At 40.9% G+C, this 26,971-nt stretch carries 31 protein-coding genes; 15 read left to right on the top strand and 16 right to left on the bottom strand.

Features of this window, described 5'->3' with window-relative positions; translation table 11 throughout:
* Window positions 1-82: 82 nt before the first annotated feature.
* From ACFS6H_RS19855 to ACFS6H_RS19810, 10 genes are all read right to left on the bottom strand, one after another.
* Entirely contained in the window at window positions 83-811 is a 729-nt protein-coding gene (locus ACFS6H_RS19855; protein WP_386103256.1) for a YqaJ viral recombinase family protein, read from the bottom strand.
* Between the two features lie 47 nt (window positions 812-858).
* Entirely contained in the window at window positions 859-1,572 is a 714-nt protein-coding gene (locus ACFS6H_RS19850) for a recombinase RecT (RefSeq protein WP_386103254.1), read from the bottom strand.
* A gap of 17 nt (window positions 1,573-1,589) precedes the next feature.
* Entirely contained in the window at window positions 1,590-1,868 is a 279-nt protein-coding gene (locus ACFS6H_RS19845) for a hypothetical protein (protein ID WP_386103252.1), read from the bottom strand.
* Between the two features lie 17 nt (window positions 1,869-1,885).
* Entirely contained in the window at window positions 1,886-2,143 is a 258-nt protein-coding gene (locus ACFS6H_RS19840; RefSeq protein ID WP_386103251.1) for a hypothetical protein, read from the bottom strand.
* 5 nt (window positions 2,144-2,148) lie between these two features.
* Window positions 2,149-2,466: a YopX family protein gene (locus tag ACFS6H_RS19835; protein ID WP_386103249.1), complete on the bottom strand. Its 318-nt coding sequence runs from the start codon at window positions 2,464-2,466 to the stop codon at window positions 2,149-2,151.
* Window positions 2,467-2,538: 72 nt separating this feature from the next.
* Window positions 2,539-2,745, bottom strand: a complete 207-nt coding sequence (locus tag ACFS6H_RS19830; protein ID WP_386103247.1) for a hypothetical protein — start codon at window positions 2,743-2,745, stop codon at window positions 2,539-2,541.
* Between the two features lie 266 nt (window positions 2,746-3,011).
* Window positions 3,012-3,308: a hypothetical protein gene (locus tag ACFS6H_RS19825; protein ID WP_386103245.1), complete on the bottom strand. Its 297-nt coding sequence runs from the start codon at window positions 3,306-3,308 to the stop codon at window positions 3,012-3,014.
* 140 nt (window positions 3,309-3,448) lie between these two features.
* Window positions 3,449-3,706: a hypothetical protein gene (locus ACFS6H_RS19820; RefSeq protein WP_386103243.1), complete on the bottom strand. Its 258-nt coding sequence runs from the start codon at window positions 3,704-3,706 to the stop codon at window positions 3,449-3,451.
* Between the two features lie 405 nt (window positions 3,707-4,111).
* A complete protein-coding gene (locus ACFS6H_RS19815) occupies window positions 4,112-4,468 on the bottom strand; it encodes a hypothetical protein (protein WP_386103241.1) in 357 nt (118 codons plus the stop codon).
* A 30-nt stretch (window positions 4,469-4,498) separates the two neighbouring features.
* A complete protein-coding gene (locus tag ACFS6H_RS19810) occupies window positions 4,499-4,663 on the bottom strand; it encodes a hypothetical protein (RefSeq protein WP_386103239.1) in 165 nt (54 codons plus the stop codon).
* A gap of 382 nt (window positions 4,664-5,045) precedes the next feature.
* Here ACFS6H_RS19810 and ACFS6H_RS19805 point away from each other — a divergent pair, with 382 nt between their 5' ends.
* From ACFS6H_RS19805 to ACFS6H_RS19775, 7 genes are all read left to right on the top strand, one after another.
* A complete protein-coding gene (locus tag ACFS6H_RS19805; RefSeq protein ID WP_386103237.1) occupies window positions 5,046-5,573 on the top strand; it encodes a hypothetical protein in 528 nt (175 codons plus the stop codon).
* Between the two features lie 433 nt (window positions 5,574-6,006).
* Complete coding sequence (locus ACFS6H_RS19800; RefSeq protein WP_386103235.1) at window positions 6,007-6,636, top strand: hypothetical protein; 630 nt, start codon at window positions 6,007-6,009, stop codon at window positions 6,634-6,636.
* 31 nt (window positions 6,637-6,667) lie between these two features.
* Window positions 6,668-7,078 (top strand): hypothetical protein, encoded by a 411-nt coding sequence (locus tag ACFS6H_RS19795; RefSeq protein ID WP_386103233.1) that lies wholly within the window; start codon window positions 6,668-6,670, stop codon window positions 7,076-7,078.
* Between the two features lie 3 nt (window positions 7,079-7,081).
* Window positions 7,082-7,504: a helix-turn-helix domain-containing protein gene (locus tag ACFS6H_RS19790; RefSeq protein ID WP_386103231.1), complete on the top strand. Its 423-nt coding sequence runs from the start codon at window positions 7,082-7,084 to the stop codon at window positions 7,502-7,504.
* Between the two features lie 406 nt (window positions 7,505-7,910).
* Window positions 7,911-8,768 carry an AraC family transcriptional regulator gene (locus tag ACFS6H_RS19785; protein WP_386103229.1) on the top strand — a complete coding sequence of 286 codons (858 nt, stop codon included), beginning with the start codon at window positions 7,911-7,913 and terminating at the stop codon, window positions 8,766-8,768.
* A gap of 81 nt (window positions 8,769-8,849) precedes the next feature.
* The gene (locus ACFS6H_RS19780; protein ID WP_386103227.1) at window positions 8,850-9,566 is read left to right on the top strand and encodes an FAD-binding oxidoreductase; all 717 of its coding nucleotides are present in this window, start codon (window positions 8,850-8,852) and stop codon (window positions 9,564-9,566) included.
* 11 nt (window positions 9,567-9,577) lie between these two features.
* Entirely contained in the window at window positions 9,578-10,492 is a 915-nt protein-coding gene (locus tag ACFS6H_RS19775) for a cation diffusion facilitator family transporter (protein ID WP_386103225.1), read from the top strand.
* Between the two features lie 193 nt (window positions 10,493-10,685).
* Here the strand turns inward: ACFS6H_RS19775 and ACFS6H_RS19770 are convergent, their stop codons facing one another.
* Complete coding sequence (locus tag ACFS6H_RS19770) at window positions 10,686-11,495, bottom strand: alpha/beta fold hydrolase (RefSeq protein ID WP_386103223.1); 810 nt, start codon at window positions 11,493-11,495, stop codon at window positions 10,686-10,688.
* A gap of 232 nt (window positions 11,496-11,727) precedes the next feature.
* Here ACFS6H_RS19770 and ACFS6H_RS19765 point away from each other — a divergent pair, with 232 nt between their 5' ends.
* Window positions 11,728-12,300 carry a Crp/Fnr family transcriptional regulator gene (locus ACFS6H_RS19765; RefSeq protein ID WP_386103221.1) on the top strand — a complete coding sequence of 191 codons (573 nt, stop codon included), beginning with the start codon at window positions 11,728-11,730 and terminating at the stop codon, window positions 12,298-12,300.
* Here the strand turns inward: ACFS6H_RS19765 and ACFS6H_RS19760 are convergent, their stop codons facing one another.
* Window positions 12,301-13,317 (bottom strand): serine hydrolase domain-containing protein, encoded by a 1,017-nt coding sequence (locus ACFS6H_RS19760; protein ID WP_386103219.1) that lies wholly within the window; start codon window positions 13,315-13,317, stop codon window positions 12,301-12,303.
* A 213-nt stretch (window positions 13,318-13,530) separates the two neighbouring features.
* On the opposite strand from ACFS6H_RS19760, the gene ACFS6H_RS19755 reads away from it, so the two are divergent.
* The 7 genes from ACFS6H_RS19755 to ACFS6H_RS19725 all read left to right on the top strand — a co-directional run bounded on the left by ACFS6H_RS19755 (window position 13,531) and on the right by ACFS6H_RS19725 (window position 22,483).
* Complete coding sequence (locus ACFS6H_RS19755) at window positions 13,531-14,481, top strand: NAD(P)-dependent alcohol dehydrogenase (protein WP_386103217.1); 951 nt, start codon at window positions 13,531-13,533, stop codon at window positions 14,479-14,481.
* 228 nt (window positions 14,482-14,709) lie between these two features.
* Window positions 14,710-15,489, top strand: a complete 780-nt coding sequence (locus ACFS6H_RS19750; RefSeq protein WP_386103216.1) for a DUF3108 domain-containing protein — start codon at window positions 14,710-14,712, stop codon at window positions 15,487-15,489.
* Window positions 15,490-15,666: 177 nt separating this feature from the next.
* On the top strand, window positions 15,667-17,733 hold the full coding sequence (locus ACFS6H_RS19745) for a glycoside hydrolase domain-containing protein (protein WP_386103214.1): 2,067 nt from the start codon (window positions 15,667-15,669) through the stop codon (window positions 17,731-17,733).
* A gap of 62 nt (window positions 17,734-17,795) precedes the next feature.
* Complete coding sequence (locus ACFS6H_RS19740) at window positions 17,796-20,456, top strand: alpha-L-rhamnosidase (protein WP_386103212.1); 2,661 nt, start codon at window positions 17,796-17,798, stop codon at window positions 20,454-20,456.
* A gap of 155 nt (window positions 20,457-20,611) precedes the next feature.
* Entirely contained in the window at window positions 20,612-20,971 is a 360-nt protein-coding gene (locus tag ACFS6H_RS19735; protein WP_386103210.1) for a hypothetical protein, read from the top strand.
* Window positions 20,968-21,957 (top strand): DUF3829 domain-containing protein, encoded by a 990-nt coding sequence (locus tag ACFS6H_RS19730; RefSeq protein ID WP_386103208.1) that lies wholly within the window; start codon window positions 20,968-20,970, stop codon window positions 21,955-21,957. Before ACFS6H_RS19735 ends, ACFS6H_RS19730 begins: the two co-directional genes overlap by 4 nt.
* Window positions 21,958-21,985: 28 nt before the next feature.
* On the top strand, window positions 21,986-22,483 hold the full coding sequence (locus ACFS6H_RS19725; protein ID WP_386103206.1) for a hypothetical protein: 498 nt from the start codon (window positions 21,986-21,988) through the stop codon (window positions 22,481-22,483).
* Between the two features lie 117 nt (window positions 22,484-22,600).
* Here the strand turns inward: ACFS6H_RS19725 and ACFS6H_RS19720 are convergent, their stop codons facing one another.
* The 4 genes from ACFS6H_RS19720 to ACFS6H_RS19705 all read right to left on the bottom strand — a co-directional run bounded on the left by ACFS6H_RS19720 (window position 22,601) and on the right by ACFS6H_RS19705 (window position 26,968).
* Window positions 22,601-22,990, bottom strand: a complete 390-nt coding sequence (locus tag ACFS6H_RS19720; protein WP_386103204.1) for a DUF1398 domain-containing protein — start codon at window positions 22,988-22,990, stop codon at window positions 22,601-22,603.
* 39 nt (window positions 22,991-23,029) lie between these two features.
* Window positions 23,030-25,246: a xanthine dehydrogenase family protein molybdopterin-binding subunit gene (locus tag ACFS6H_RS19715; RefSeq protein ID WP_386103202.1), complete on the bottom strand. Its 2,217-nt coding sequence runs from the start codon at window positions 25,244-25,246 to the stop codon at window positions 23,030-23,032.
* 154 nt (window positions 25,247-25,400) lie between these two features.
* Window positions 25,401-26,384 carry an FAD binding domain-containing protein gene (locus ACFS6H_RS19710; protein WP_386103200.1) on the bottom strand — a complete coding sequence of 328 codons (984 nt, stop codon included), beginning with the start codon at window positions 26,382-26,384 and terminating at the stop codon, window positions 25,401-25,403.
* Entirely contained in the window at window positions 26,381-26,968 is a 588-nt protein-coding gene (locus ACFS6H_RS19705; RefSeq protein WP_386103198.1) for a (2Fe-2S)-binding protein, read from the bottom strand. Before ACFS6H_RS19705 ends, ACFS6H_RS19710 begins: the two co-directional genes overlap by 4 nt.
* Window positions 26,969-26,971: the final 3 nt, after the last annotated feature.

The following is a 26,971-nucleotide window of genomic DNA, read 5'->3' as shown; positions in this document are numbered from 1 at the left end:
CTTTTCGGTCATCCACTTTCCGTTGACTAACCGGCACCAGGTCTTACCGATTCTCTTTGAAAGAGTAGTTTCTCTTAATGACTTATTGTATAGGTACTTTTGTAAGCGTGTCATGGTTGGTTGTTTTTTGTTGTAAACGATAACTGTCTAATTCGGATAAATAATTACGACCTTTCAAAACCCGTTCATAACATCGCTCTATTGCTTCATCGTCTCTGAATACATCAAATTCGATTACTCTTTCATTCATTGGGATGTCCGGGTATGTTAGCAGTCTTTCCAATTCTTCACAGGCCTGCATATAGTCAGGATCCATATCGGTAGCAACTCCCATTTTCCACATTAGTTTCCTTTTCTCATCATTAATAATCACCTGTGGAGTGTCAACAAGGCAGTAAGCTACCGTAGCTGATTTTGCACCGGTTAGCGCCATATATCCCTGCACCTGCCACCAATAGGAAGAATTGAGAGTAGAATTAATGTTTCTAAAGAAAGTGAAAATGTCAAAACTGCTTTTGATGTCTATTATCCTTTCAGCTGTTTGGATTGTTTTTCCAATATACAGATCAGGTGTTCCCATTATGAAGTCATTTTTTAGGTGTTCTTCATTTTTTTTGAAGAAGTTTTTTTTAACCCGGCTGTAAAGAGTGATACTGTCTTCCTCTACTAACAATCCCTTTTGAATGTATTTATTTTGAATGTCGGAATTTCGTCCATACTTATTGCTAACATAAACATCCACTAAGTGAGTTTTGGCTGATTCACTTAAATTACCCGCTTCCTTATCTTTTTTCAATTTAGGATCGGTCATTAAGTGTGATAGTGAAGAACACCTGAAAAGTATATTTGAAAAGTCCATTATTTACCAGTTGAAAGAGTGGCTAATTTTTCGTTAAACAGGTCTAATTGTGACGGCATTACATTTTCTTTGATTTTTTCCAGGTCTTCTACACTGGTAGCGTCTTCAATCATTAGTTTTACCCTTTCTTCCTCTTTGTTGATTTTGCTTTCAACAATAGTAACCGGTTGAATGTCTTCCATTTCGTCAGCAGTATATATTCCCATAAGAATATCAGGTGCATAAAGACGACCAAAGAAAGCTGCAGCACGATATCGGAACATTAATTCGGGCATTGTTTTCCATTTGCTTCCCGATTTACTTACCCATCCTTCAGCGTTAGCCATTTTAAGGGTTACTTTGGGGCCTTCCAATTTGTCTTTTGTGTCTACATCGTAGGCCCAAGCGGTACATCCGTAATCTTCGCCTTCACCGGACATTACAAAGCGTAGTGGTGAGAATCTTTTACATGCATTTAAGGCTGCGATAATAAAAGAACTGCTCCAAGAAGGACGGCCATGTACGATATACAGGTTTTGCATAACCATTAATGGGTTAGCGCCTATTCGATTTGCCATTTCAATAGCAATCATTGTGTTCTGTATGTTTCCCTGGTATTCTTTAGGGATAAGCGAAGAAGAAGAAAGCATTTTAGCTACACGTTGTGCATGTTCAAAAGTTGCCGGTGAGCCGAATTGTTCTTCTTTTTGTAAAACTGTGATCTGTTGTTCCATTTTATTTAATATTGTTTTTAGAATGGTAAATCGTCAGTACCACCTGATTGTGTACCGGTTTTGTTCTGGTTCGGATTGTATGTATTCACACTAAGCATCAACACCCCGCCTTGTGTTCTGGTCAATTGTAACTTCAACTGTTTTTGACCTTTATACTCTGAAAGGTATTGGGGGTATTCATGTACGAATTGGGTTAGTTCATCGATTGATACCACTATATCACCCAACACGAAATCCGGCGCGCCTTGTCTTGGAGCGAATGTTCTGATGCCTTTAGGAAAAATTTTGTCTGCCATTATTTGTGTTTTATTATTTACGCTTCAATTTTTTCTGTTGCTTCCCGGAATTTCTCTACCCAGTCTGTTTCGTCGATCATCTTTTCCCATGCTTCACTGGTTGCGATAACAGGGGAAATGTCGGCGATAAACTTTCCTTTGATGTATAGGTTAGCTTTAAAGTCGTTGTACCCGAGTTCTGCTGCTGCTTCTCTTGTGTTAGCTTCTGCAACCAGTTCAATTACCTGTAATTGATGGTTTTGAAACTTTTCATATACTTGTACTAGGGTAGGCATGGTTACTATTTTAAGAGTTCAGGGTTATCAACACAGTTGCCAATTACTTGGCCAAGATTCCAAATATCCTTTGTGTAGACTACTATATTTATATTTGCAACAAACTCACCATTTATATAAGAAATTGGATAATTTATAAACCTTGGAGATTTTATAATATCTCCCTCATAAATCTCCTTTCCGTTTTTGTCTTTAAGGCCGGTGAACTGGCCGACTGTTTCGGGGTCTATAAAATATCCCCTTATCTCTCTAAGGGATTCTAAGTACCCAAATTCCCACTCTCCATTATCGACCCGCTTTCCGCGGAATTTTATCTCTCGCACGATTACTTATATTTAATTTTCCAAATTGCTACTGTATAATCGCTATAGAGATCTGCTGGCCTATAAATAAAATCAACGAATACTGATCCTGCTAATGGATAGTTTAACTGCATTATGAAATTTGGTTTCGGCAGTTCTATTTTGCTTATCAATGGTATCTTTTGCATCTTTTTCAGTTTTATATTTTGTTGCATTGTCTTCCAATCCTTCCCACCTTTCTTTGTCCTCATTCCAGAAGTATTTTATACCCCGGACTTCGTTAACTATTACGTACTTCACGTTTCATTTTGTTTAGTTTGCGCCACTCTCTAAAAACTATTACAGCCACAACTAGTAGGGTAATAGCCTGGATTGATAGTAGTAGTTTCATCGGTTCTGATTTTATGTGCTTGTTTAAGTTTGAATAATTGTTCCCTGAGAAATCCAACCGCTTTTATTTTACTTTCACTTTCAGGCTTTGCTCTTTCCTCTGACAGTCGTTCAGTGTAGCACTGAACCTGGTGAGCGAATAAGTCTTCGTAAGTAATGGTTGAAATGTTCATAGGTTACTTTTTGGTTTTCTTGTTCCACTTTTGCCTGCCGGTTTGTTGTAAGAGTTGGCCGTATTCTTTGGGTGAACGCCCATAGTTAATTGGTAAAATGTCTATACCTCCCAAGCCATTCGGAACAATAGATTGCTTTCTTTCCGTAACAGTCCTTTTGTTGTCCTGTTTTGCTTGTATTGATATTTGTTGTGCTGCTGGGGTTTGGTTTACTGGCACTGTTGCTTGGGTAGCACCTCCTAACATTGTAGCAGCTCCAATTAATGCTGACTTACCAATACTTACTATAGATTTTTTCATAACTGTTTGTTTTAAAAGTCCCGGCTCTTACCCGGCCGGGTTAGGTCGTTGTATTAGCCATTCTGACAACTGTGTATTAGACAAGATTCAATCCTATATATTATAAACTAATAACACTTAGAGGAAAGGTTTATTGTTAATTATACATAGTTGTATTTCTTAAATAATCTCCTGTTTTTTTTGAGTTCCTCTTTTACTTTTACCCATTGTTCAAAGCATTCCGGAGATAATGACTCTAGGCATATTTCGTTTACAAAATCCATAGCATTCAATTCTCCTTCGCCATTTGTCATGTATTGTTGAAACTCGTTTTCTAAAGTTTCTTGTGATGACGTCTCTAATTTGCTATTGTCCGATTGGGCATTAAAAAATTCATGTAAGATGTTAGTACGTTCCATAATTTTTAAGTTTTATTTCTGCTGGCACAACTGCATTCGATGCTACGGCTTCTCCGATTGTGCCATCTCTTAATACTGATTTTCAAACTCGGTTTACATTAGGCAACTACTTCATAGCTTTCAGTTTTAAGTCAGCTTCCGGTGGTTTTAATTTCTTAAAAGAGGGGCGATGAGAACAACACCCCTGATAACTAGTGCTTGCGTTTTACGAACCTTTTAAACCAAAACTTTACAGGCTTAACCGCCCATTGTATTAATTCAGTTATCAGAACAACACCAATAATTATCATCACAAAGGCTATAACCTGGTGTATTGCTTCTAATTCATCTTTTGTTATCATAACTTAGTTTTTAAAGAGGGGTATATGTAGAAACATTGCCCCGTTCGATGAAAAAACAAGAGTGTTATTTTCGCTTCACCACTAATTGAAGCTGGTCACGTATCAACTGCGCCATAGAGATATTTCCCTTTTTGCAGTACTTTTCTACTTTTTGTTTTAAGGACGGAGCAATGACAGATTCAACTCTGATGCCCAGCCCCTTTGTTTTTACTTCTTTGCTCATTTTGTCGTTTTTATGTTGTGGGTATAGGTTGTAAAATGGTTTGTAGTTTCCTTTATCGATCTCTTTCCAAAAAAGCCTTCCTTCAGGGGTTTCATACCAAACAAATGCATTGAGTAATTCGGAATACTCAGTAGCATACCAACTCTTTCTTTTTAAGGCTAGTTTCTTAATTGGTTCTGGTAATTCTTTGATTAACATGGTTTAATTTTTAGCAGTTAAAAAAAGGGGCTATGAGACCAAAGCCCCGTCTTCGCTCGTCTTTATTTTGGCGTTATGAGATTTCTTCTTTAAAAACTCCGGCACCTTATATTCGCCGGTTTCCAGATGCAGTTGTACGGCTTTCCGTATCGCATCAGACCTGGTTTCCTTTTTATTTGACTTCTTAATAGTCATATATTATTTATTATACTATTAGTATTATCTTTATGCAGTTTGGGGTGCGTCTTCACACACCTCTGACATAGGTATGTTCAGTATAACTGATATGTACTCGAGTGCATCTGCCTTGGTCAGGCGGTTGTTGGGCTTATTGTGGTTCGTATGCCTATAAACAATCTGCTCGCTACAATCAAGCTTAATAGCCAATTGTCGACGGGTAGGCACATTGTTTAAAGCATCGATTACCGATTGCTTTAAGACTTTCATAATAAAATGTATTGTTGTTGTAAGACAGTACGAATTTAATACGAAAACAAACAAAAAACAACAAAAACAAACACTTTTTGGTAATTTATTTTTTATCTAACAAACGGAAACAAACATTTAAATTCTATTAATGAAAGCGAAAGAATTGTCGATAATTTTAAAAAAAATTAAAACTGACGAAGCTTTGTCCGTTTCTGATATAGCGAGAAGAGTTGGACTTGATAGACCTAATTTATCTACAATAATTAATAAGCCGGGTGATAATGAATTATCAGATAATACAGTAAATAAAATAAAAAAGGTTTTCCCCGAGTATTTTGGAATAATAGCTAATTCCAGTAAGGAAAATGACACTAACCTAGCCGTAAGTTTTAGCGATCAAATTCAACTATTAGTTGATCAACAAAAAAAACTCATGGATTACCAAGAGTTGATTTTAGATAACAATAAGTCACTTGCTTATAGGTTACTTAGTTTAGAAAAAACAGTTCAAAATCTAATGGAGTTAAATACAGATAATAATAGTAAGAATACAGAAATCCAGATGGATACAGATAAGCGACTCGGGCGAGAGAGGTTGAAAGGACTTGGTAAGAGCTTTTCGGACAAATCTTCGCCTTCTCCTCAGGTTTCGAGCGCCCAGAAAAAGGGCAAATGAGTTTGTCTCGACAATTGTCGCACGTTGTAGATAAGGTGGCAGGTATCATGGTTAAAAATGCGACGACGAATTTATTATATTTTTAATATAAACAAAAAAAAACCTGCCGATTGGCAGGATTATAATTAATGGGTAAGTAAGAATACTTAGTTTTTGTGAGTTAATTGCAAATCCTCCAATGCCCAGTTAGTAAAATAATACACCTTCTTGGTTTTAATTGCTGGACAAACCATAAAGCAATTCAACCTGGTGAAGGCGTCAAAAAAAGGGCATTTGTTTCGATCACGGCAAGTCTCACATCTTGTTTTGTTCGTAGTACTCATAATTGTAGGCTCGTATTGTTAAATAAAGCACTAAACTAATAATTTTAGTATTGTAACCAAAATTAAAATTTTCAATATAGTTGACATTTATCAATTAAACCACCATTAAAATGAGATTTTTAACTACACTTTTATTTATTTTCTCTTTGGCATCTTGCTATCCTTCTCAGGTATTTAAAACGGCATCAAATAATGTTTTTCTTAAAGGCAATAGTTGCGTTTTTGAAAATGATTCTGTTAAAATTGAATATAACTTATGGGCAGAGAGAGGGGTGGTTTCTTTTGAGCTTTACAATAAGCTAAATACTCCGCTTTATATAGACTGGAAAACGTCAGCTTATATAACTAGTAACAGATCATTAAATTACTGGCAAGACGAGACCGTAAAGACGACTATTACAGATAATAGCCTGTTCTTAAATTCTAATAGCAAAAGCGTTTCAAAATCTGTAAAATATGATCGGGTTTCAATTATACCTCCATTGAGCGTTATCTCTAAATCTACTTACAATATTTTGCCAAAAGAGTACCATAAAAAAACAAAATACTCAGTTGGGCACTACAAACCGGATAATACCCCAATTTCATTTAGGAGCTACTTGGCTATTTCAAGTAGTGAAGATTTTAAGGGAACCGTGAATTATATAGACAATTCCTTTTATGTGTACCAGGTAGATGAAGTGAAGTCAAAAAATAAAAAACCTTCTCCGGATTCTTTCTGGATTATTGCAAGCAAATGATTGACCATTACTATCAAATAAAATAATAAAAATGGCCATAATATTATATCTCATTATGTGTTTTATAACAGCCAAATATGGCAGTAAAAGAAATGCAGGTGGAATGTGGATTTTGTTTTTTAGTATGACATTCTCTCCTTTAATTGGTTTTGTAATTGCAAGAGACTCCGGAAAAGCTGGCATAGGGGAATTTAAGCCACCTACAATTAAAACTCATTTAATATCAGCTTTTTTTGTTATTGCTAGTATTTTTCTATTTTATCAAGTGGCAATTTTAAATAATAAAGAACTCTATAATGACCCATATTTAATTCGAGAAAACAACAGAAATATATTTATCTGTTTGATATTGGCGGCCGGTTTTATAGGTGCAATTTTTTATAATTACAAAAAATTCCCAAGTTTACCAGATAACAATTCTTCACCCGATAATAACAACTAACCCATGCCCACAAAAAAGAATGCAGTAAAAAAGGCCGCTCCTAAAAAGGTGAGAAGGCAAAACACCCGGTTGGTGATAAGTATGGATGATTTTACCAACCCCACTTTTGATACCTGGACAGAAGAAGAAAAGGAAATTTTAGTTAGAATAAACCAGTTCAGGATAGATAACAACATTAGAGCAAAAGTTTTTGCTGAAGGGCTTGGGGTATCTGAACAGGCGATTTCACACCTTTTCCTGGGGCGCTTCAAGCCGAGTATCCGGCTTTTGGTATTCCTAAAAAAAACTTACGGGCTGTCATATAGCTTCCTTATTGAAGGCGACGAAAGTTCTGTACCTACCGATGTTAAATTGAAGCAAATCATAGATTTAGTGATCTCCTGGGAAAACGGGGGTCAAGCAAAAGTCAAACAAAAACAGAAATAAACATCTCAAATACCAAAATATAAGAATATTTAATTGATTGATTTCGTGACAGTTGAGGTTTTAACTTTGCTTGCAAACGAATCCCTCTCTCTCCGCTTAGAGGAGCTTCAGGATGAAGCTCCTCTTTTTTTTGTATAGCAGTAATCCTGTTTCTTTCAGATCTGTTTTTATACAATAGGTTTGGCTAATCCCATCTACGCTGAAAACCAACCAACAGGTGATTATACATACAAAGGCTTGAACAATGGATAGTTTATGTCCTTATTATCTTAGCGCCGTTGCTGCTGAGGGTATATTCCCGTGAGAAAAAAGATATAAAAAGCAGAATGCAGGGAAACAAAACTTACAATAAAAAAATATCTTTAACATCTTGAAAGAATATAATGTAAAATAGATAAGAGATAGAATGTCCGGCAAATCAACATCCATCCCAATAAAGCCTTTAGCAAAGGAATTTGACAAGGGCATCGCTGTTGGAAAATATCCGGTTGTTGATTTACGACTTTCAGAAGAAGCCGAATATTCACACCGGCACGATTACCATTTTTTTATTTTACAGGAAAAAGGAATATTTCATCTTGAAATTGACTTTGAGAAGCACCAGGTAAAAAAGCCGTCTGTAATTTACATTGCACCTAATCAGGTTCACAGGGTTATAAAAGGTGAAAACGTCGAGCTTTGTTTGTTAGCCATCAATAACGAAAACATGCACCCTGAATACCTCAAACTATTGCAGGAAATTTCACCCACAAAACCGTTACCGCTAGATTCAAAACAGCTTTCCCTTATCAGCCAGACATTTTTGTTGTGCATTAACCTGTTTGAAGAAAGGGAAAGTAAATTATATCAGTCCTCGCTGAAAGATAGTTGCAACACTTTAATTTCTTTATTCCTGGCGCAATACCTGGAAAGATCAAAACAAGCGGATACACTTTCCCGGTTTGACTTTGTAACCAGGGCATTCAAATTAGCATTGGAACAGCATTTTGTTAAAGACAAACAACCTGCCGGCTACGCTCAAAAATTAAATATCTCCGTATCCTATTTAAATGAGTGTGTAAAAAATACAACCGGGTTTTCTGTTTCATATCATATTCAGCAACGGGTTATACTGGAAGCCAAAAGATTGCTTTTTTATTCAAGTAAATCGGTCAAGGAGATAGCCGCCGAATTAGGTTATGAAGATTATGCCTACTTTTCACGCCTGTTCAATAAAGCAACGGGCATGACCGCATTAACTTTCAGGAACAAAAACCGCGATTAGTCCTATACTTACATCTTTCATTCCATTGCCAGCCGACACCGTTCGCCGTTCCTTTGCATTATGATTTTAATGCGATAAACAATGATTTCTAAATTACCAAAATGGGCGGCTGATCTGACGGAAAAAACTGGTTCTATCATGTCAGATATGAAAATATTGGAAGCAGTTTACATAAGTCCGGCCATAAAGAAAATACGTTTTCAGGGTAATATAACACGAATGAACTTCCAAATCGGCTATGCGAATGTTATCCGGGTAAGCGATACAGAGTTCAGAAACTATACCGCATCATATCATAATGTTCGCGAAGGGATTTTAGATATTATTTTTCATATTCACGGCAATGGTGCCGGAAGCCGCTACATTGACAAATTGCAGCCGGACGATGAATTGCGCATCAGTATTCCGCGGGGAAAAAAAATGTATGACGAAACAAGAAGGCAGCAGTTCATTTTTGGGGATGAAACATCTTTGGGACTAGCCTGCTCAATTTTACCGATTTTGAAAAAAAATAAACATCCATATCAGTTTTACTTTGAACTGGACGATGAGAATCAAGGTGTCCCTGAATTATTAGGCCTGGAAAATTATACGGTTTTTCCAAAAAAGAACCTGTTCAGAAACGAACAATGGGTGAGTGAATTACCGGTTTTCAACACCGGAGAATGGAACAGTGCAAATTTTATATTGACAGGAAACGTAAAATCAGTTCAGACATTCAGAAAAAAATTGAAAGATAGATCAAGTGTTAATATTTCTTCGCAAGGTTATTGGCTTGAGGGGAAAAAAGGATTATAAAAACAAGACAAATGGAACATCAACATCATCATCATCATCATCATTCGGATAAAAGCGGAATTTCATTGGCCTTTTGGCTCAATTTATTATTTTCAATTATTGAGATCATTGGTGGGTTTCTGACCAATTCAACAGCAATTATCGCCGACGCATTTCACGATTTTACAGATGCGGTTGCTATTGGTGTAGCCGTACTTTTGGAAAAACTATCGGGCAAAAAACGAACATCAAAATTCAGTTACGGTTATAAACGATTTTCTTTATTGTCGGCTTTGGGAATGTCTTTGTTTTTATTGATTGGAGCAATATTTATGTGTATGGGCGCATACCGGTCATTTACCAATCCGGAACCTGTAAACAGCACGGGAATGTTGTGGTTAGCGGCTTTAGGAATTGGTATCAACGGTTTTGCATTTCTCCGAATAAGAAACGGACACCACCATGGCCATCATCACCATTCACACAGTCATAACAGTAAAGCGATTATGCTTCACTTGCTGGAAGATGTTTTGGGCTGGGTTGCCGTTTTAATTGGTGCTGCAGTTATTTATTTTACAGGCTGGTATTGGATAGACGGCTTATTAGCTTTGGCTATTGCGGTTTTCATTGGATATAATGCAACCCGAAACTTTATCGGCACGATGAAAATATTATTACAGTCAGTTCCTGAAAATGTGAACATCGAAAAACTTTCATCCGAACTGCATCATATTGATGGCGTACAAAATATCCATGATTTGCATGTTTGGAGTATAGACGGCAATTATAACATCGGTTCATTGCATGCGGTGGTAAATATCATTGACGGAAAAGGGAAAAATGATGTTCTTTCATCCATCCTGCAATTAATGGAGAAATATAAGATACAACACCCGACCATACAAATCGAAACAAATGCAACAAATTGTAAGTTTTTAACTTGTTAACAATATATATAGTAAAGAGAACAATCAAGCGAATTACCGGTACAGCTTAAAAAATGGGATGAGCAGCTTCATGGTTGCTTTTACATAAAGCAAAAAAGCTGGAAAGTTGAGAGGAGGACAAGCATGATTTAGAAAGTTCACTTTCGCCGGCAGGTAGCCGAAGGATATTCTTACGAGCTTTGTTATGTTGACATTATAAAAAACTATCTATATAACCGAATATTTCTTTTGTTTGCATCAGGCTAACATGGCCCTGATTGGGAATAATGGCCAGCTGTGATTTGGGCATGGGATGTAAACCGGCTGCAACACCGCCTCCCAGCAGTTTATATGTTTTTGCCAGTTCAATTTTATCCATACCATCATTGTCGCCTGATATGATCAATACCGGGGCAGTGATTTTTGCTATATTATCGTCACCTAAATCGAACGGCTCCCCGGCCGAGGCAATCATCTGTTCAACAAACGGGTTCCACTTTGTTTTATCCGGCGCTACTGCCTCATAAGCGGCCTGCAAGGGTGAATTGGCAAAATGCTCAGGTTTCATTTTTTTAAAGACATCGGTTATTTCGCTAACCCAGCCTGCACTTTTATGAACAGATGAAATAATGACCAGTTTGTTCAATCGTTCAGCACTTTGTATGGCAAACTGGTAGGCTACCTGGCCACCAAAGCTATAGCCCACTATATCGGCGTTGTCAATTTTCAGATGATCCATTACCTGTTCCACATCGCTGGCTAATGTTACCCTTGATAATTTCCTGTCTGAATAGGGAGTGTGTCCGTGTCCCTGTAATTCAAGGGCAATTACCTTTCTTGTTTTGGCCAGTTCAGGTATTAATTGTCCCCAGTTCATCCCGATCGTATAATAAGCACCATGTATGAGCACGACAGGCTTACCGGCACCATATACTTCGTAATAAACTGTGGTACCATTCGCAGGTGCGTAGCCACTCTCGGCAGGTTTAAGTTCCTGCGCCTGTGATATAGAAGCTGCTGACATGATGATTGTTATTTGGAGTAATTTAATAAGATTTTGTGGTTTTAATATTTTTTTGATAAAGATGTAGTTTGTCAAGCTGGCCGGTGAAATTAGTCACAGGTGGACAGGACTTTGGTTGGACCAACAGGTATCAGGCTATTCCCCCGTTTAATATGGGGCCGGTAAAGATATTTGAACGGTAAGGCAGGATGAGTTTTTTTTACGATTTTTACAAAAACAGCTATCAGTCGGTATGGAAAAAATACTCTTTGATTATATCGCCAGGTATATGGTACTGACGGAAGACGAGCAACAGATTATCCGTGACCTGAGTATGTTTAAGACTTTTAAAAAGGATACGATACTATTAAAAGAAGGCCAGCGGTCTGAAGAAAGTTTTTTTGTATTGCAGGGTTGTATCCGCTGTTATTATATCATTGAAGGCGAAGAAAAAACCACGGCATTTTACACCGAAACCGAGTCTTTAGCTCCCTTATGCAGTATTAATAAAAAGCCTTCGGAACATTATGTGGCCTGTGTGGAGGATAGTATACTCCTGGTTTCTACTCCCGATATGGAACAACTGACCTTTGAAAAATTTCCTCGTTTTGAAACCCTGTGCCGTATCATATCGGAGGAACGGGTAGCGGAGAAGCAGGCCAGTTTTGATAACTTTAAAACATCTTCTCCCGAAGAAAGATACCTGCATTTGCTGGATACCCGGCCCGATCTGTTGCAAAGGGTTCCTCAATACCAGCTGGCCAGTTTCCTGGGTATTACGCCACAATCACTGAGCAGGTTACGAAAAAGAATAGTTACAAAATAACTATTCAGCTTTTAATGTCAGGCCGGCAATTTCCCGGGTGAGTTCAGTAGGAGAGATACAATCGCAGTTACTCAGGCCAATCACATAGATATCTTTCTCCGGGATATATACACCCATTGATTTAAAGCCGAATACACTGCCACCATGTTCCCTGCTGGCAGTACCGTTAATATCCCTGAGGTGCCAGCCATATCCATAGTAAACGGGTTTGCCACCAGCCAGCGTGTAACTGGTAAACAATTTTTGGGTACTATTGGCATTAAGTAACAGGTTTTTGTTCAATGCCGTTTGCCATAAAAACATATCATTAGCGGTTGACATTAAAGCCCCGGAGGAAAAAGGAACACTGAAACTGATAATGTTTTTATTTACATAGCCATGCTCTTTTTTATGATAGCCGTAAGCACGGTTCCTGATCACTTTACGATCGCTGGCATAACCGGAATTTTTCATACCCGCTTTATCAAAAATATTATGCTGAATAAAGTTTTCATAGGTGTTTCCCGAAACCAATTCAATAATATACCCTAACAGCACATAACCGGAATTATTATAGGAAAACCTTTCACCCGGCGAAAAGTCGGCCGGCTCATCTTTAAAAAAATTAACCATAGCTTCTGGCGACATTTCTTTTTGGGCAATGGAAGAAAGAGATTTCATAGCCGTAAAATCCTTTATACCTGAAGTATGGGTAAGTAAATGATGAATGGTTATTTTATCGCCTGCAGGATAGCCCGGAACATATTTGGATACCGGGTCAGTTAACTGCAGTTTTCCCTGCTCTTCCAGCATTAAAATGGCTACTGCTGTAAACTGTTTGGTCATGGATCCTATCTGGAAAACATTACCTGTTTGCATGTTAACATCCAGCTCAAGATTAGCTTTCCCAACCGCTTTCCGGTAAACAATTTTTCCTTTTTTAGCAACCATAAAAACGGCACCGGGCCCGGTGGTATCCGGTATCCGCAGGTATAACAGACTATCTATACGATGGCTCAGTGTTTGGCCATACAACATAGTGAAGGACTTGCTTATTGAAATGAATAGAATAAAGACAAGAACAGGAAAACGGTAATGACTCATGTGTGATATGACGCCGCTTTGCAATAACAGGTTACATCCGCTTTTTAAAATGTGGGGGGTAAAGCATACCTATTGTGCTGCTTTTTAACTTAAGTTAAGGGGCCGTAGGTTATCGCTTCATAGTATTGCAAAACATGTATAAGTAATATGAAAAAGGATCAGTCATCCATTAATATGAAAGCTATAGTCTGTAAAAAATACGGTGGTCCCGGGGTGTTGCAGTTGGTAGATATGCCGCGGCCGGTACCCGGGGATAAAGAAATATTAATACGGGTGCATGCTTCTACGGTATCAGCTGCAGCCATTCACATACGGAATGGTTTTTTCCCGGGTTCGGCACTGATCACCTTGCTTCTGCGTTTACAATTTGGTATCAGGGGGCCTGTACATCCTGTTCTGGGTGCTGAGTTTTCAGGTGTAGTACAGGCGGTGGGAAAGGATGTGCAGCTTTATAAAGCGGGGGATGAAGTATATGGTACTACTACCGGCTTAAAACAAGGAGCTTATGCAGATTATTTATGTGTGCCGGAAAAATGGCAACAAGGGCTGATCACGATAAAGCCTCAGACGCTTTCCTTTGAAATGGCCGCTGCTCTTCCTGTAGGCGGTATTACCGCATTACAATTATTACTGAAAGGAGGAGTAGGGGCCGGTAAAACAGTCCTGGTATATGGTGCTTCGGGTAGCGTTGGTACCTATGCTATGCAGATTGCCCGGCATTACGGTGCCCATGTTACGGCTGTATGCAGTGCAGCCAATAGACAACTGGTAATGTCTATAGGTGCAGATGTTTTCCTTGATTATACAGCAGGGGCTATTGAGGCATGCAAGCAAAAGTTTGATATTGTTATGGATGCGGTTGCGAAGGTACCCGCATCCCGGCTTAAACCATTGCTGAATAAGCAGGGCGTATTTGTTTCTGTCAGGGCCATTACCCGTGAAAAAATGAGCTACCTTCAACTACTGCATCAAATGATAGAGGAAGAAAAACTATTGCCGGTTATAGACAGGGTGTATCCATTTGATCGGTTAGTAGCTGCGCACACATATGTTGACCAGGGACATAAGAAAGGTAATGTGGTGATAAAACATATATAAGCAAGATATAAAATAACAGGGGAAGTTTATTAACTTAAGTTAATAGGCATGACCTGTAATGTGCCGTATTATTACACCGGTTTTAGCCCAATGGCTTAATTATAAGCCGGGGCTGTGCACTGCAGTCATAATCTCATTTTTCCGTTTAAATAAATTAGCGCTTCACCGGTAATAAATGGGTGTAATTTCTGCCTGCCGATTGCACTCACCTAAATAATAATGTAAAATATGAGAAAGACAATTTTCTACCTGTTACTGGTACTGGTTGGTCATGCCGTACAGGCTCAAAAAAAAGATACCATCCGTATCAATGCCACACATATCAATACCAAAGTACTGAAAGAAGGCACGCACCGTTACCTGGTATATTTTAAACAGGGTAAGGATGCACCGCGTTCGCAAACACAATTCTGGACAAGGACCATTGAGCGTACCGAGCAGGCCGGTAAACCGGTAATAAAAATTACACAACTGTGGGAATATAAGGACAGCGTATGGCATACCGTAACTTCGGTATGTGATGCAAAAACCTTTAGACCCATTACCAATGAATCGTGGTGGAAAGCAAAGCCCCTGACCACCGTTGATATGGAAAAGAAACAGGTACTGGTTAATAACCTAGCTTTATCCGATGCCGATACGGCCAAATCTAACCAGGCGATCTGGTCGTCATTTAAAACAGCAGGTGATAAGTATGTATTGAACTGGCACCTGGATATGGAGGTTTTTCCAACCTTACCTTTCAGAACGGGTGTTACTTTTGTCATTCCTTTTTATGACCCGGGTACCGTTGTACCTGTAACAGAAGCGGCTTATACCGTTACCGGTACGGCCAAACTTACGGGTTATGATAACCAGGAAGTGGATTGCTGGATCATGGAGCACGAGAGTGCCGGTAATAAAGAAGTTTTCTGGATCAGCAAAAAAACAAACGAGGTATTAAAGCTGGAGCAGGAAGTAAACGGCAAAATTTACCGGTATAAAATTAAACTGGGCTTTAGTGTGTAATTCATTGAACTGTTCATTTGTATACTTACCAGTACCGTTTAAATGGACGCCAGTGTGTTTACGTTTATACTTTGCCTGGTAGCCATATTATCTTTTGGTAACGCTTAAAATTACAGCGGTGAATGCCCGGTTTTATTTATAATTGTCAGTATCATTGCAAATACCCCCGATATTACAATGATGAAAGCAATTGTATTAGCTCTATTATTTGTTTTGGCTACCGGCTGGCAGGCTATTGCCCAGACTAAAACGACTGTTACCGAAAAAGTAAATGTTTTCCTGGGTTCTTCCGGTGATCATGGCCAGTTATCTCCCGGGGCTTCTTCGCCCTTTGGTATGCTGAGTATAGCACCGCAAACCTACCCGCATATTCATACCGGTTATGAGCATAAGGCAAAACAAATACTGGGCTTTACGCATACAAGAGTGGAAGGTGTGGGTTGTATGGGAAGCGGTGGTACCTTGTTAATAAAGCCCTTCTCCGGTGATGATAAGGATGAATTAATAAAAGAGCAGGAACAAGCAGGACCAGGTTACTATACTATCGGCTTTAAAAATGGCATAAAGGCTTCTTTTGTTACCAGTGGTAATGCTGCGGTTGAAGAATACCGTTTTCCGGGTACGGACAATGGTTTTTATCTTGACCTGTCCCATGCCCTGGCAAACGGCTTCAGGGAGGAAGAGCATCGTATTGAAAAGAACAACATCAGCGGCTGGATAAAAGCAGGTACTACCTGCGGTAACGGTGCTTTTAAAGTTTATTTCTTTTTAGCCTTTGACCAGGACATCAACTGGCAAAAAATTGCTGAGCATAAATATATCATTAAACCAGCTGTTAAAACTAAAACGGTGACTATCCGTTTGGGTATATCATCAGTAAATACCGACTATGCCCGTCAATCTGTTACAAAAGAAAATATACAAACGTTAAAAACAAAAGCTACTACTAACTGGAATAAGGCTTTGGGTGTTATACATGTACAGGGTGATGCGAAAGAAGCTGACCTGTTCTACTCACTTTTATACCGTACCATGCAGTCGCCTTATCGGATTAGCGAGCCGGATGGCGTATACCGTGCTATTGACGGATCACTGCAAAAGCGAGCTCATGATAGTTATAATGGTTGGTCCATCTGGGATAATTATAAAACACAGTTGCTTTTGCTTTCATTAATAGACCCGGTACGTTACCAGCATATTATTACTTCGATCGCTGATTTGTACCGGTATGGCAAAAATAACTGGGCCACACAAACAGAACCTTCCAATACAGTAAGAACCGAACACGCTATTGTAGTATTACTGGATGCTTACCGGAAAGGGTATGCCGTTGATTTTGCGGGTATTAAAGATTCTTTGCTGAAGGAAATAAGCCAGCTTGATTTTACAAAACCTGATAAGGCATTGGAATCAAGTTATGATGTATGGGCCATGGCCGAGATACTGCAGATAGTAAAAGAAGATAGTTTAAGCGCCGTTTACCGTAAGCAGGCCGCGGGCTGGCAGTTATATTGGAAGCAGGACTTTGCCGACCTGAAAAAAAGTGATGTGGACAGGGTAGGTGCCAGGGGCATGTACCAGGGCACCATCTGGCAATACCGCTGGTTTGTGCCTTTTGATATGAAGGGCCTGATCGCTCAATGCGGGGGTGAAAATGGTTTTATTGATCAGCTGGATACTTTCTTTGGGAGGGACCTGTATAACCATGCCAACGAGCCGGATATACAAGTGCCTTATATGTACAATGCTACTGCCCAGCCATGGAAATCACAGGCTGTGATTCGTAAATATGCGCAGGATACGGTAGTACAATATTACTTTAATGATAACAGCAGGGGTATTGATCCTTTTATTGACAGGGTATACCGTAACCAGCCCGATGGCCTCATCCGTACGATGGATGATGATGCGGGTGCCATGTCGGCCTGGTATGTGTTAGCGGCTTCAGGTTTATCGCCTGCATGTGTGGGCTGGCCGGTATGGTATGTACATGTACCATTATTCCCGCTGGTAAGGCTGGATATAAATGGTAAACAATTTACTGTAGAAGTTAAAAATTTTGACAAAGGAAATAAATACATTCAGGCACTTACCCTGAACGGTAAAACGTTAAACCGTACCTGGTTAACACAGGAAGAGATCATCAAAGGTGGAAAACTGGTGATAGAAGCGGCGCCTGTGCCCAACAAACAATTGGGTAAGGACAATCTATGGCTGACATCCCTGGATAAAAAGGATATTTAGGCAAATAGTTTGCTGCGTTTTTAGTAATTTACCCGGATACTTTTGTTTTAACTGATATGCTTATGATCCGGTTAATAGCTGTTTGTGTTAGCTTTTGTTTTACCATCTCTCTTTGGGGACAATCCTCTTTATACGATCTGAAATGCGATTATCTGATTGCACCACTGGGTATTGATAATCCATATCCACGTTTTACCTGGAAACTGGAAGATAAAAGAAATGGTATACTACCAACAGCTTATCACCTGGTAGTGGGCACCGATTCACTGGAAGTAAAACAGGGAAAAGGTAATTACTGGGTAGTACCCGAAACAAACAGTGCGGCCAACCTGGTGACCTATGCCGGGAAACCTTTACAACCTTTTACAAAATATTATTGGAGCGTTCGTATAACAAATAATCAGGGGCAACAAACAGTACCAGTGGTTGCCGGTTTTGAAACAGGTATGATGCAAATGAGTAACTGGAAGGGCACCTGGATCAGTGATGCAAAAGGTATAGCGGTTAAACCGGCTCCCTATTTCAGGAAAACTTTCAGCACTACTAAAAAAATAAAATCGGCCAGGGCTTATATTACTGCAGCAGGATTGTATGAGCTATATATTAACGGCCGGGAGATCGGCGACCAGCGTTTAAATCCTATGTATACCCGCTTTGATGAACGCAACCTGTATATTACCTATGATGTAACGGATGCATTACAGAACGGGCAGAATGCCTTGGGTGTGCTATTGGGTAATGGTTGGTATAATCACCAGTCACTGGCCGTATGGAATTTTGAAAGAGCGCCCTGGCGTGACAGACCGGCTTTTTGCATGGACCTGCGAATTACCTATGCCGATGGCAGTACAGAAACAATCACGACTGATAAAAGCTGGAAGACCAGTTTAAGCCCGGTAGTATATAACAGTATTTATACCGGCCAGCACTATGATGCCCGCAAAGAACAAGCCGGATGGAATACTATTCATTTTGATGACAGCAAATGGGACAGGGTGATCAACCGTAAGGCACCATCCAATAATATTGTAGCCCAGGTATTACAGCCGGTGCGGTATGTGGAAACATTAGCCCCTGTAACCATACAGCAAAAAAATGATACCAGCTGGCTGGTTAATTTTGGTAAAAATATATCGGGCATTACCCGTATTACGCTGGACGGAGACTCTTCCACGGTGGTTCGTGTAATACATGCGGAAAGATTGAATAAACAGGGGAATATTGACCAGTCGAACGTAGACTATTTTCTTTCCAAAGCCACCCGTGATACAGATCCTTTTGCAACCGATATATATTGGCTGAACGGAAAAGGACCGCAAACATTTGCGCCTAAGTTTGATTATAAAGGTTTTCAGTATGTAGAAATAACCAGTAATAAACCGTTACGACTGGACAAAGAAAGTATTGTAGCCTACTTTATGCACAGCGACGTGCCGCCTGTGGGTAATATTCATACCTCTAATGAACTGGTGAATAAAATTTATGCGGCTACCAATGCGGCTTACCTGTCTAACCTGCTGGGGTATCCTACGGATTGCCCGCAGCGGGAGAAGAATGGCTGGACAGGTGATGCGCATATAGCCAGTGAAATGGGCTTGTACAATTTTGACGGTATTACGGTGTATGAAAAATGGCTGGATGATCACCGTGATGAACAACAGCCGAATGGTGTATTGCCTTCCATTATTCCTACCGGTGGCTGGGGTTACGAATGGGGTAACGGGCCGGACTGGACCAGCACCATTGCCATCATACCCTGGAATGTTTACCTGTTTTATGGTGATACAAAAATATTGCGTGATAATTACGATAATATTAAACGCTATGTGGATCATATTACAGATCGGTATCCAACCGGTTTAACCGACTGGGGGTTGGGTGATTGGGCACCTTTACGGTCCAAAAGCCCGGTAGAACTTACTTCATCTGCCTACTATTATGCTGATGCAAACATTCTTGCTAAAATTGCGAAGGTGCTGAACAGGTCCGCTGATCATATAAAATATGCGGCACTGGCTGCAAAAATTAAAGAGGCGATCAATGCCAAATACTTAAACCCGGCGAAAGCTATATATGGCTCAGGTTACCAAACCGAATTAAGTGTGCCTTTATACTGGGGCATTGTACCGGATAGCCTGAAACAAAGAGTGGCGGCTAACCTGGCCGATTCTGTAGCGGCAAATAAATACTTCCTGGATGTTGGTATTTTAGGTGCTAAAGCTATTTTATCGGCATTAAGTGATAACGGCCAGGCACAAACAGCTTACAGGCTGGCGGCACAAAAGGAATTTCCCTCCTGGGGCTGGTGGATCGTGAATGGTGCCACTACTTTATATGAGAACTGGAATATTACCCTAGAGCGTGACCTTTCACTGAATCATATTATGTTTGGTGAAATAGGCGCCTGGCTTTTTAAAGGGATCGGGGGCATTAAGCCCGATGAGGACAATCCGGGTTTTAAGCATGTGATCGTTACGCCCAATTTTATAGAAGGATTGGAACATTTTACCGCCACACACCAGGGCCCTTACGGCAATATTATTTCGGCGTGGAAACGGGTGGGTAAACAAATACACTACCAGCTTACCGTTCCGCCTAATTCAACGGCAGTGATAACCTTCCCTTCCGTAAAAAACAGATCGGTGTACCTGCAGAATAAAAAGATCAATGATACGCAGGCCTTTGCGGTAACGGCGGGTTACCATGAATTTGTGATCAAATAATCATATTGGTAAAAGATACCTGTCTTCACAGTCCCGGCTTTGCCGGGATTTTTTATTTACGCATCATGATGCTATTTTTTATACATGGGAAGCATACCATTTTTACAGTGTAAATAAATCATGACCTGTTTTATAAAATAATAAGGGTTGGCAGTATGAGTACATATACCAGGATATGGCATGTGTCGGAACAGGAACTACAGGAGGAGATTGCTTTTTTTAAGCAGGACCCTGCTTACCAGCCGCCGTTATATATGGCATACGATGAGTATGAAAAGTTATTACGCAAAATCGCTTACTGGCATATCAGCCGGATGAATATTATGGCATTGGGTATCATTAACCTGTTACTCATTGGTGGTTCGGTTATGGTTTATAATGCACGCAACAACCTTGTCTGGATGAATGCTGTACTGGTGAAGGTATTAATGGTAATTATTGTGATTCATGTGGTCATATATTTTTTAGCAGGCATTCCATTAAACAAATACAAAACTAAACTTTCTGTAAAATGAAAAAGTATCCGGCTTATATACTAACAATTGCCCTTTTGATGGGCATAATGTTGTTCAATACATCCTGTGGAAATAATAAAGGCACCCCTGATGACAAAGCCGCCGCCGCTGCTGATGAAGCCGGGGATGATAAAGCCTTGCAGGAAAAAATGAGTCCTTATGTCGAGGTTATTAACGAGGTGAGTAAACCGCTGAACAAAGGGTATAGTTATTACTTAAATTATGTGCAGGCCGAAACCGGCGAACCCCTGACCAAAGGAGCCGGTGTTTACTTTATGCCCGAAATAAAAAATGCAGATGCAAAGCTGACCGCTATAGAAAATGCTGCCAAGGCTGAGCCCAAAGCTGATATAGACCAATATGCTGCTGCTTATGTAACCAAAGCCAAAGAGGCATTAAACCTGCATAACCAGCTGGCGGCTTATTACCAGGCAAAAGAAAACCTGGTAGATAACCACGCAAAGGGCCTGGCCCTGCATAAAGATTATATAGCTGCATTAACTGACTTTAAAACCACGGCTCAACAGGTTGCTGCAGCCTATGATAAGTACTACAAGGAAGGTAATGCAAAGTATATCGCCAGGCTGGAGCAAAAAGGGGATAAGGTGAGGGTAGCCGCTAACCTGTTGATGAATGAGGCGGAAGTATTGCAAAGCGATTTTTATGCCGCCATCCCGGCTAAAGGTCCTATTACCATAACACCGGAACTGGAAGCGGTAATGACCAGGACAGGGGAATTTCAAAAACTGATCGCTGCCTTTAATACTGCCGAACAAAGTATCAGTGAGGCCGATAAGAAAAAATTCTTCCGTGCGGGTACTATCTTCAGTTTTTTTTCCGGTAAAGCCAATACTTTATTGACACAGATCCGCTCGGTAATCGATAAGCTGAAGCAGGACCCTAAAGCGGATATTGGTCATGAATATGAAAGTATTGGTCGCAGTTATGACGATATGATACAAGAGTTTAACAGGAACCAGTTTTAAACAATTATACATTTTAACCCTGACAACTATGAAACGAATTAGTTTTTTAGGCCTGCTGTTAAGTACGGTTATGTTATTTAGTTATTGTAAAAAGAGTAAGAATAATGACGGTGATAAACCATTCATCAGTATGAAGATAAATGGTGTGGATTGGTACGATAATAAAAATGTTGTGATCGGTTCATCCGCTGCCGGCGGTACTTATAATGTAACCATTATGGGACGTGATGATGATTTTGGAGCGGAAGCTTCTTCCTTCTCGGCCATTTTTTCCAGGGATGCCGATATTACTACCGGAACCTACAATTTTACCAGCTCAGGTGATGGTGCTACTGTAACGAAAGTAAATGGAAAAACTTATTTAATGACCGGTACTACATCGGGAGCGTCCTTTACCCTAACGATCACAGGTGTAAGCGGTACGGGCAGTGTAAGAAAACTAAGAGGAACTTTTTCCGGCGTGTTGCGGGGCCCCACTGCCGGTGATAATATAATCATCACCAACGGGCAGTTCTCAGGATACTAAAGGGCTTATGATAAACGGTACATTACATTAACCATTTACAGCGTGTTACTTAATAAGAACAGGGCATTATACAATGCCCTGTCTTTTTTGCAGTGTGAGATCCGAACAAGAAAACTTTTAATGTGGCACTGTTTCCACTAATATTTCATTTCCGGCAGTGTCGTAATAACTGCAGGTCATTTTAGTCATATCCATTACCCATTTTTCAATGCCCGACCTGGCACAATCATCACAGAAAGCAGGATAATCTGTTTTACCCTGCTGGTGTGCTTTCAGGTCAGCCTTAAAAGCTGCAGGGTTACTTGTTAATGCAATGGTTAATTTATCATACACGGGCATGGTAGATACCTTAAAATCGTTATCTCCATAGTAATCCGTATGGCCATCGGTTACATAGGTATCATATGTTTTTACACCTAAGGTTATAAGGTCCTGTACATAACGCGGGAAATCTGCTCCTGATTGTACTTTTGCATGTGCTGCTTTAATGGCTTCAATGGTAAACATAGTTTTTATAAAGGTGTTTTAATTAATCGGACAGTTTTATCAGCCCAGTATTTTATCCGGTGTAATGGGCAGGTCGCGTAAACGTTTACCAATGGCGTTATAAATAGCATTACTGATAGCTGCGGCCACACCTATAATACCAACTTCGCCCAGGCCTTTTGAGCCGGTGGGGTTGATATTAACATCGGGCTTGCCGATAAAAGCAATATCGATCATCGGCGCATCGGCATTCACCGCAAAATGATAGCCGGCCAAGTCATCGCCCACCAGCCCGCCCAGGCGTTCATCCGTTATCAGCTCTTCCAGTAAAGCCATACCAATGCCTCCCACTGCGGCGCCGGACATTTGATTGGCGGCGGCCTTCTCGCTTACAATTTTACCGCCATCGGCCACGGCCACCATTTTTTCAATTTTAACCTTGCCCGTTTTACGGTTTACTTTCAGTTTACAGAAGTGAGCGGCCGAAGAACAGAAAGAGTATTGCTGTCTTTCGGCACCGGGACCCGAACTGGCTTCTACTTCCAATACCTGTAAATTATTTTTATTCCAAATGGTGTTATAACTAACGAACTGGTTATTGCTGCTTTGGTAAGCAATGCCGGTGTCGGATAGTATGATATCGGTGGCTTTGGCATCTTTAAACACCGCATTTTCTTTGGCGGCATATTCGGCCAGCTTTAGTTTTAACGCATTGCCGGCAGCTACCACGGCGCCACTGATGGATGATAAACCATTGCTGCCACCCTGGCTGGGCGCGGGCGGCAGGTTAGAATTACCTAACTCAATTTTTATTTTTGATTTGGTGATGCCGGTAATATCGTGTGCAATATTCTGCATGGAAGTACCGGTGCCGGTGCCGATATCGGTCATGGCTGTTTGTACGGTGAGGCTGCCGTCTTTTAATAACTGCATAGCGGCGCTGGCATTACCACGGCCTGCATTCCACATGCCTACGGCCATACCATAACCTGTACTCCAGTCACCATCCGTTAATAGCCCGGGTTCTGTTTTACGTTCCTGCCAGTTGATCATGGCCGCTCCTTTTTCAATACACTCGTTGATATAGTTGGTAGACCAGGGTAAACCGGTCTCCGGGTTTTTATCCAGTGCCAGGTTTTTTAAACGCAACACAACAGGGTCCATTTTTACCTGGTAACTGATCTCATCAATGGCGCTTTCCACTGCAAAATCGCCGGTACAATCACCGGGGCCACGCATCCAGGTTGGCGTGCTTAGGTTAAGCGGAACAACGGCGGCATCTGTTTTCAGGTTCTCAAAATTATATATCAGTCTTGTTACGCGGGTGATGCCTTCGTTAAAGTTTTCATACCTGGATGTGCCGTTTTTTGACTGGTGTAAAATGCCGGCCAGTTTGCCATCGGCAGTAGCGCCCAGTTTTATTTTTTGCCAGGAAGCAGGGCGGTAGCCAACGGAGTTGAACATCTGCTGCCTGGTGAGCATCAGTTTTACCGGGCGGTTTACCTGTTTAGCGGCCATGATGGTAGCCAGTGCATGCGGCCAAACCCTTAAGCCGGAGCCAAAGCCACCGCCGACATATTCGCTGGTTACTTCTATATTTTTTTCAGGAATAGCGAACAAACGGGCAAAGGTCCTTTGCACATTGTTTACGCCCTGGTTTTTATCATACAATTTTAAGGTATCGGTTCCGGTCCATTCGGCAATGGTCGCATGCATTTCCATAGGGTGGTGCACTTCGGCCTTGATGGTGTATTCCGCTTCCACCATATAAGGCGCATTGCTCCAGGCGTTTAATGAACCTCTTTCCTTACCGGTACTGGCTAAAGGAACAGCGGCCTGTGCTTTATCAAAATCAACGGTAAAATTTTCAGTATCATACTGTGCTTCTATCAGTGAAGCGGCATAAGTGGCATCTTCCAGTGTTTCGGCTATTACCATGGCAATAGGCTGGCCTTTAAAGTAAATTTTATCGGTATGAAAAACCGGTAGGCCAAACCTGGCTTCTTTTATTTTGTTTTCATCGGACAGGCCGGGAACAAGTGGTTTATGCTGGTGCGTAATAATATCCAGTACACCGGCTACCTGCCGGGCATTACCGAGGTTGATATTTTTAATAGTACCGGCTGCTACCGTACTGCCTGCCAATACCGCGTAACAAAGATTATTGGCCTTATACTCCGCCGCATATTTTCCTTTGCCGGTTACTTTATAAATGCCTTCAACACGGCCGTCATCCGGCGGTGTTAAAAGATCGTATGGTTCATCAAAAAAGCCCATGGGATGCGATTTGATAATTTGGTAATTAGTTGATTTGGAAATAAGCATTCATTAATAACAAACTGTCTCATTTATGGCTCAATAGTGTTACTACAGCTGAAGTGTGCGACGCAAGGAACGATGCTGTTAGTTACTACAGCCGGTAACAAAAAAATTATGGCGATATGGTTACACATTGCTGCAGGGCCGTTTCAACCGCACCTTTTAACAGGCCTACTTTAAAACTATTGTGGGATAAGGGTTTTACTCCCCTGGTAACAATGGTGGCTGCTTCGGTAAAAGACGCAGCGGTGGCCGGTTTGCCTTTCAGGTATTGCTCGGCCTCGGTCCAGCGCCAGGGTTTATGTGCCACGCCGCCGGAGGCCAGTCTTGCCTGCACAATTGTATTACCGCTTAGCTGTAAAGCGGCTGCAACCGATACAAGGGCAAAAGCATAGCTGTCACGGTCGCGCAGCTTTATATACGCATAGTTTTTATTAAAAGGATTATCCGGGATGGTGACAGCATGGATAAGGGCATTTGCCGGTAAATTATTATCACGGTCAGGTGTACTTTCCGGCAGCCGGTGAAAATCCTTAAATGCTATTTGTTGCTGCTGGTTGTTTTTAGTGGTAACCGTAACTGTTGCATCGAGGGCTGCCAGTGCCACACACATATCGGAGGGGTGTACGGCCACACATTGATCGCTGTAGCCCACAATAGCACTCATGCGGTTTTGCCCCTGCAGCGCACTGCAGCCACTGCCTGGTTTACGTTTATTACAAGGCGTAGTGATATCATAAAAATAAGGACAGCGGGTGCGCTGTAATAAGTTGCCGCCGGTAGAAGCCATATTCCTGATCTGTGGCGAAGCGCCTGCTAAAATGGCTTTTGCCAGCAGGGGATATTTTGACTTTACAGTAGCATCATTGGTAATAGCACTGTTACGCACCATGGCCCCGATCTGTAAACCTTTTGCGGTTGCCTGTATTTTAGCGGGCAATGCGGTGGTAATATCCACCAGGTTTTCGGGCTGGGCAATATTTTTCTTCATCAGATCAACCAGGTTGGTACCGCCTGCAATAAACTGGGTACTATTATTTTTTTTAGCTAATGCCTGGTTGAGTGCGGATGAGCGGGTAAATAGAAATGGTCTCATGGTGCAACTTTTTGAATGGATTGAACAATACCGTTATAAGCGCCACAGCGGCATAAGTTGCCACTCATGAATTCTTTTATTTCGGCTACCGAACCGGTGTGGCCTTCGTTTACACAGGCTACGGCCGACATGATCTGGCCGGGTGTGCAGTAACCGCATTGAAAGCCGTCGCATTCAATAAATGCCTGCTGCATGGGGTGTAGTTTATCACCGTTGGCCAGCCCTTCAATAGTGGTAACTTCTTTGCCAGGTACCATAGCCGCCAGGGTTAAACAGCTTAATACCCGTTCTCCGTTTACATGTACGGTACAGGCGCCGCACTGGCCATGGTCGCAACCCTTTTTTGTGCCGGTCAGTTGCAGTTCTTCCCGTAACAGGTCGAGCAGGGTAGTACGGGTATCGGCTTTAACCGTGTATTTCTTTTTGTTGATGCTGAGACTGAGCGGTAATATTTCTTTGTTGGGTACAAAGAAGTTTTTTACTTCTTCGTAAAACGCTTTGGCAGTGCGTGGTATCATGGCAAAAACTGCCAGTACCGACGATGTTTTTAAGAAAAAACGCCGCGAGTTTTCCTGCTGATTCATGAG

The organism is Terrimonas rubra (assembly GCF_042686025.1).
Classification (GTDB): domain Bacteria; phylum Bacteroidota; class Bacteroidia; order Chitinophagales; family Chitinophagaceae; genus Terrimonas; species Terrimonas rubra.
The sequence above is the reverse complement of the archived record's forward strand: the minus strand, read 5'-3'. Positions and strand labels throughout refer to the sequence as shown.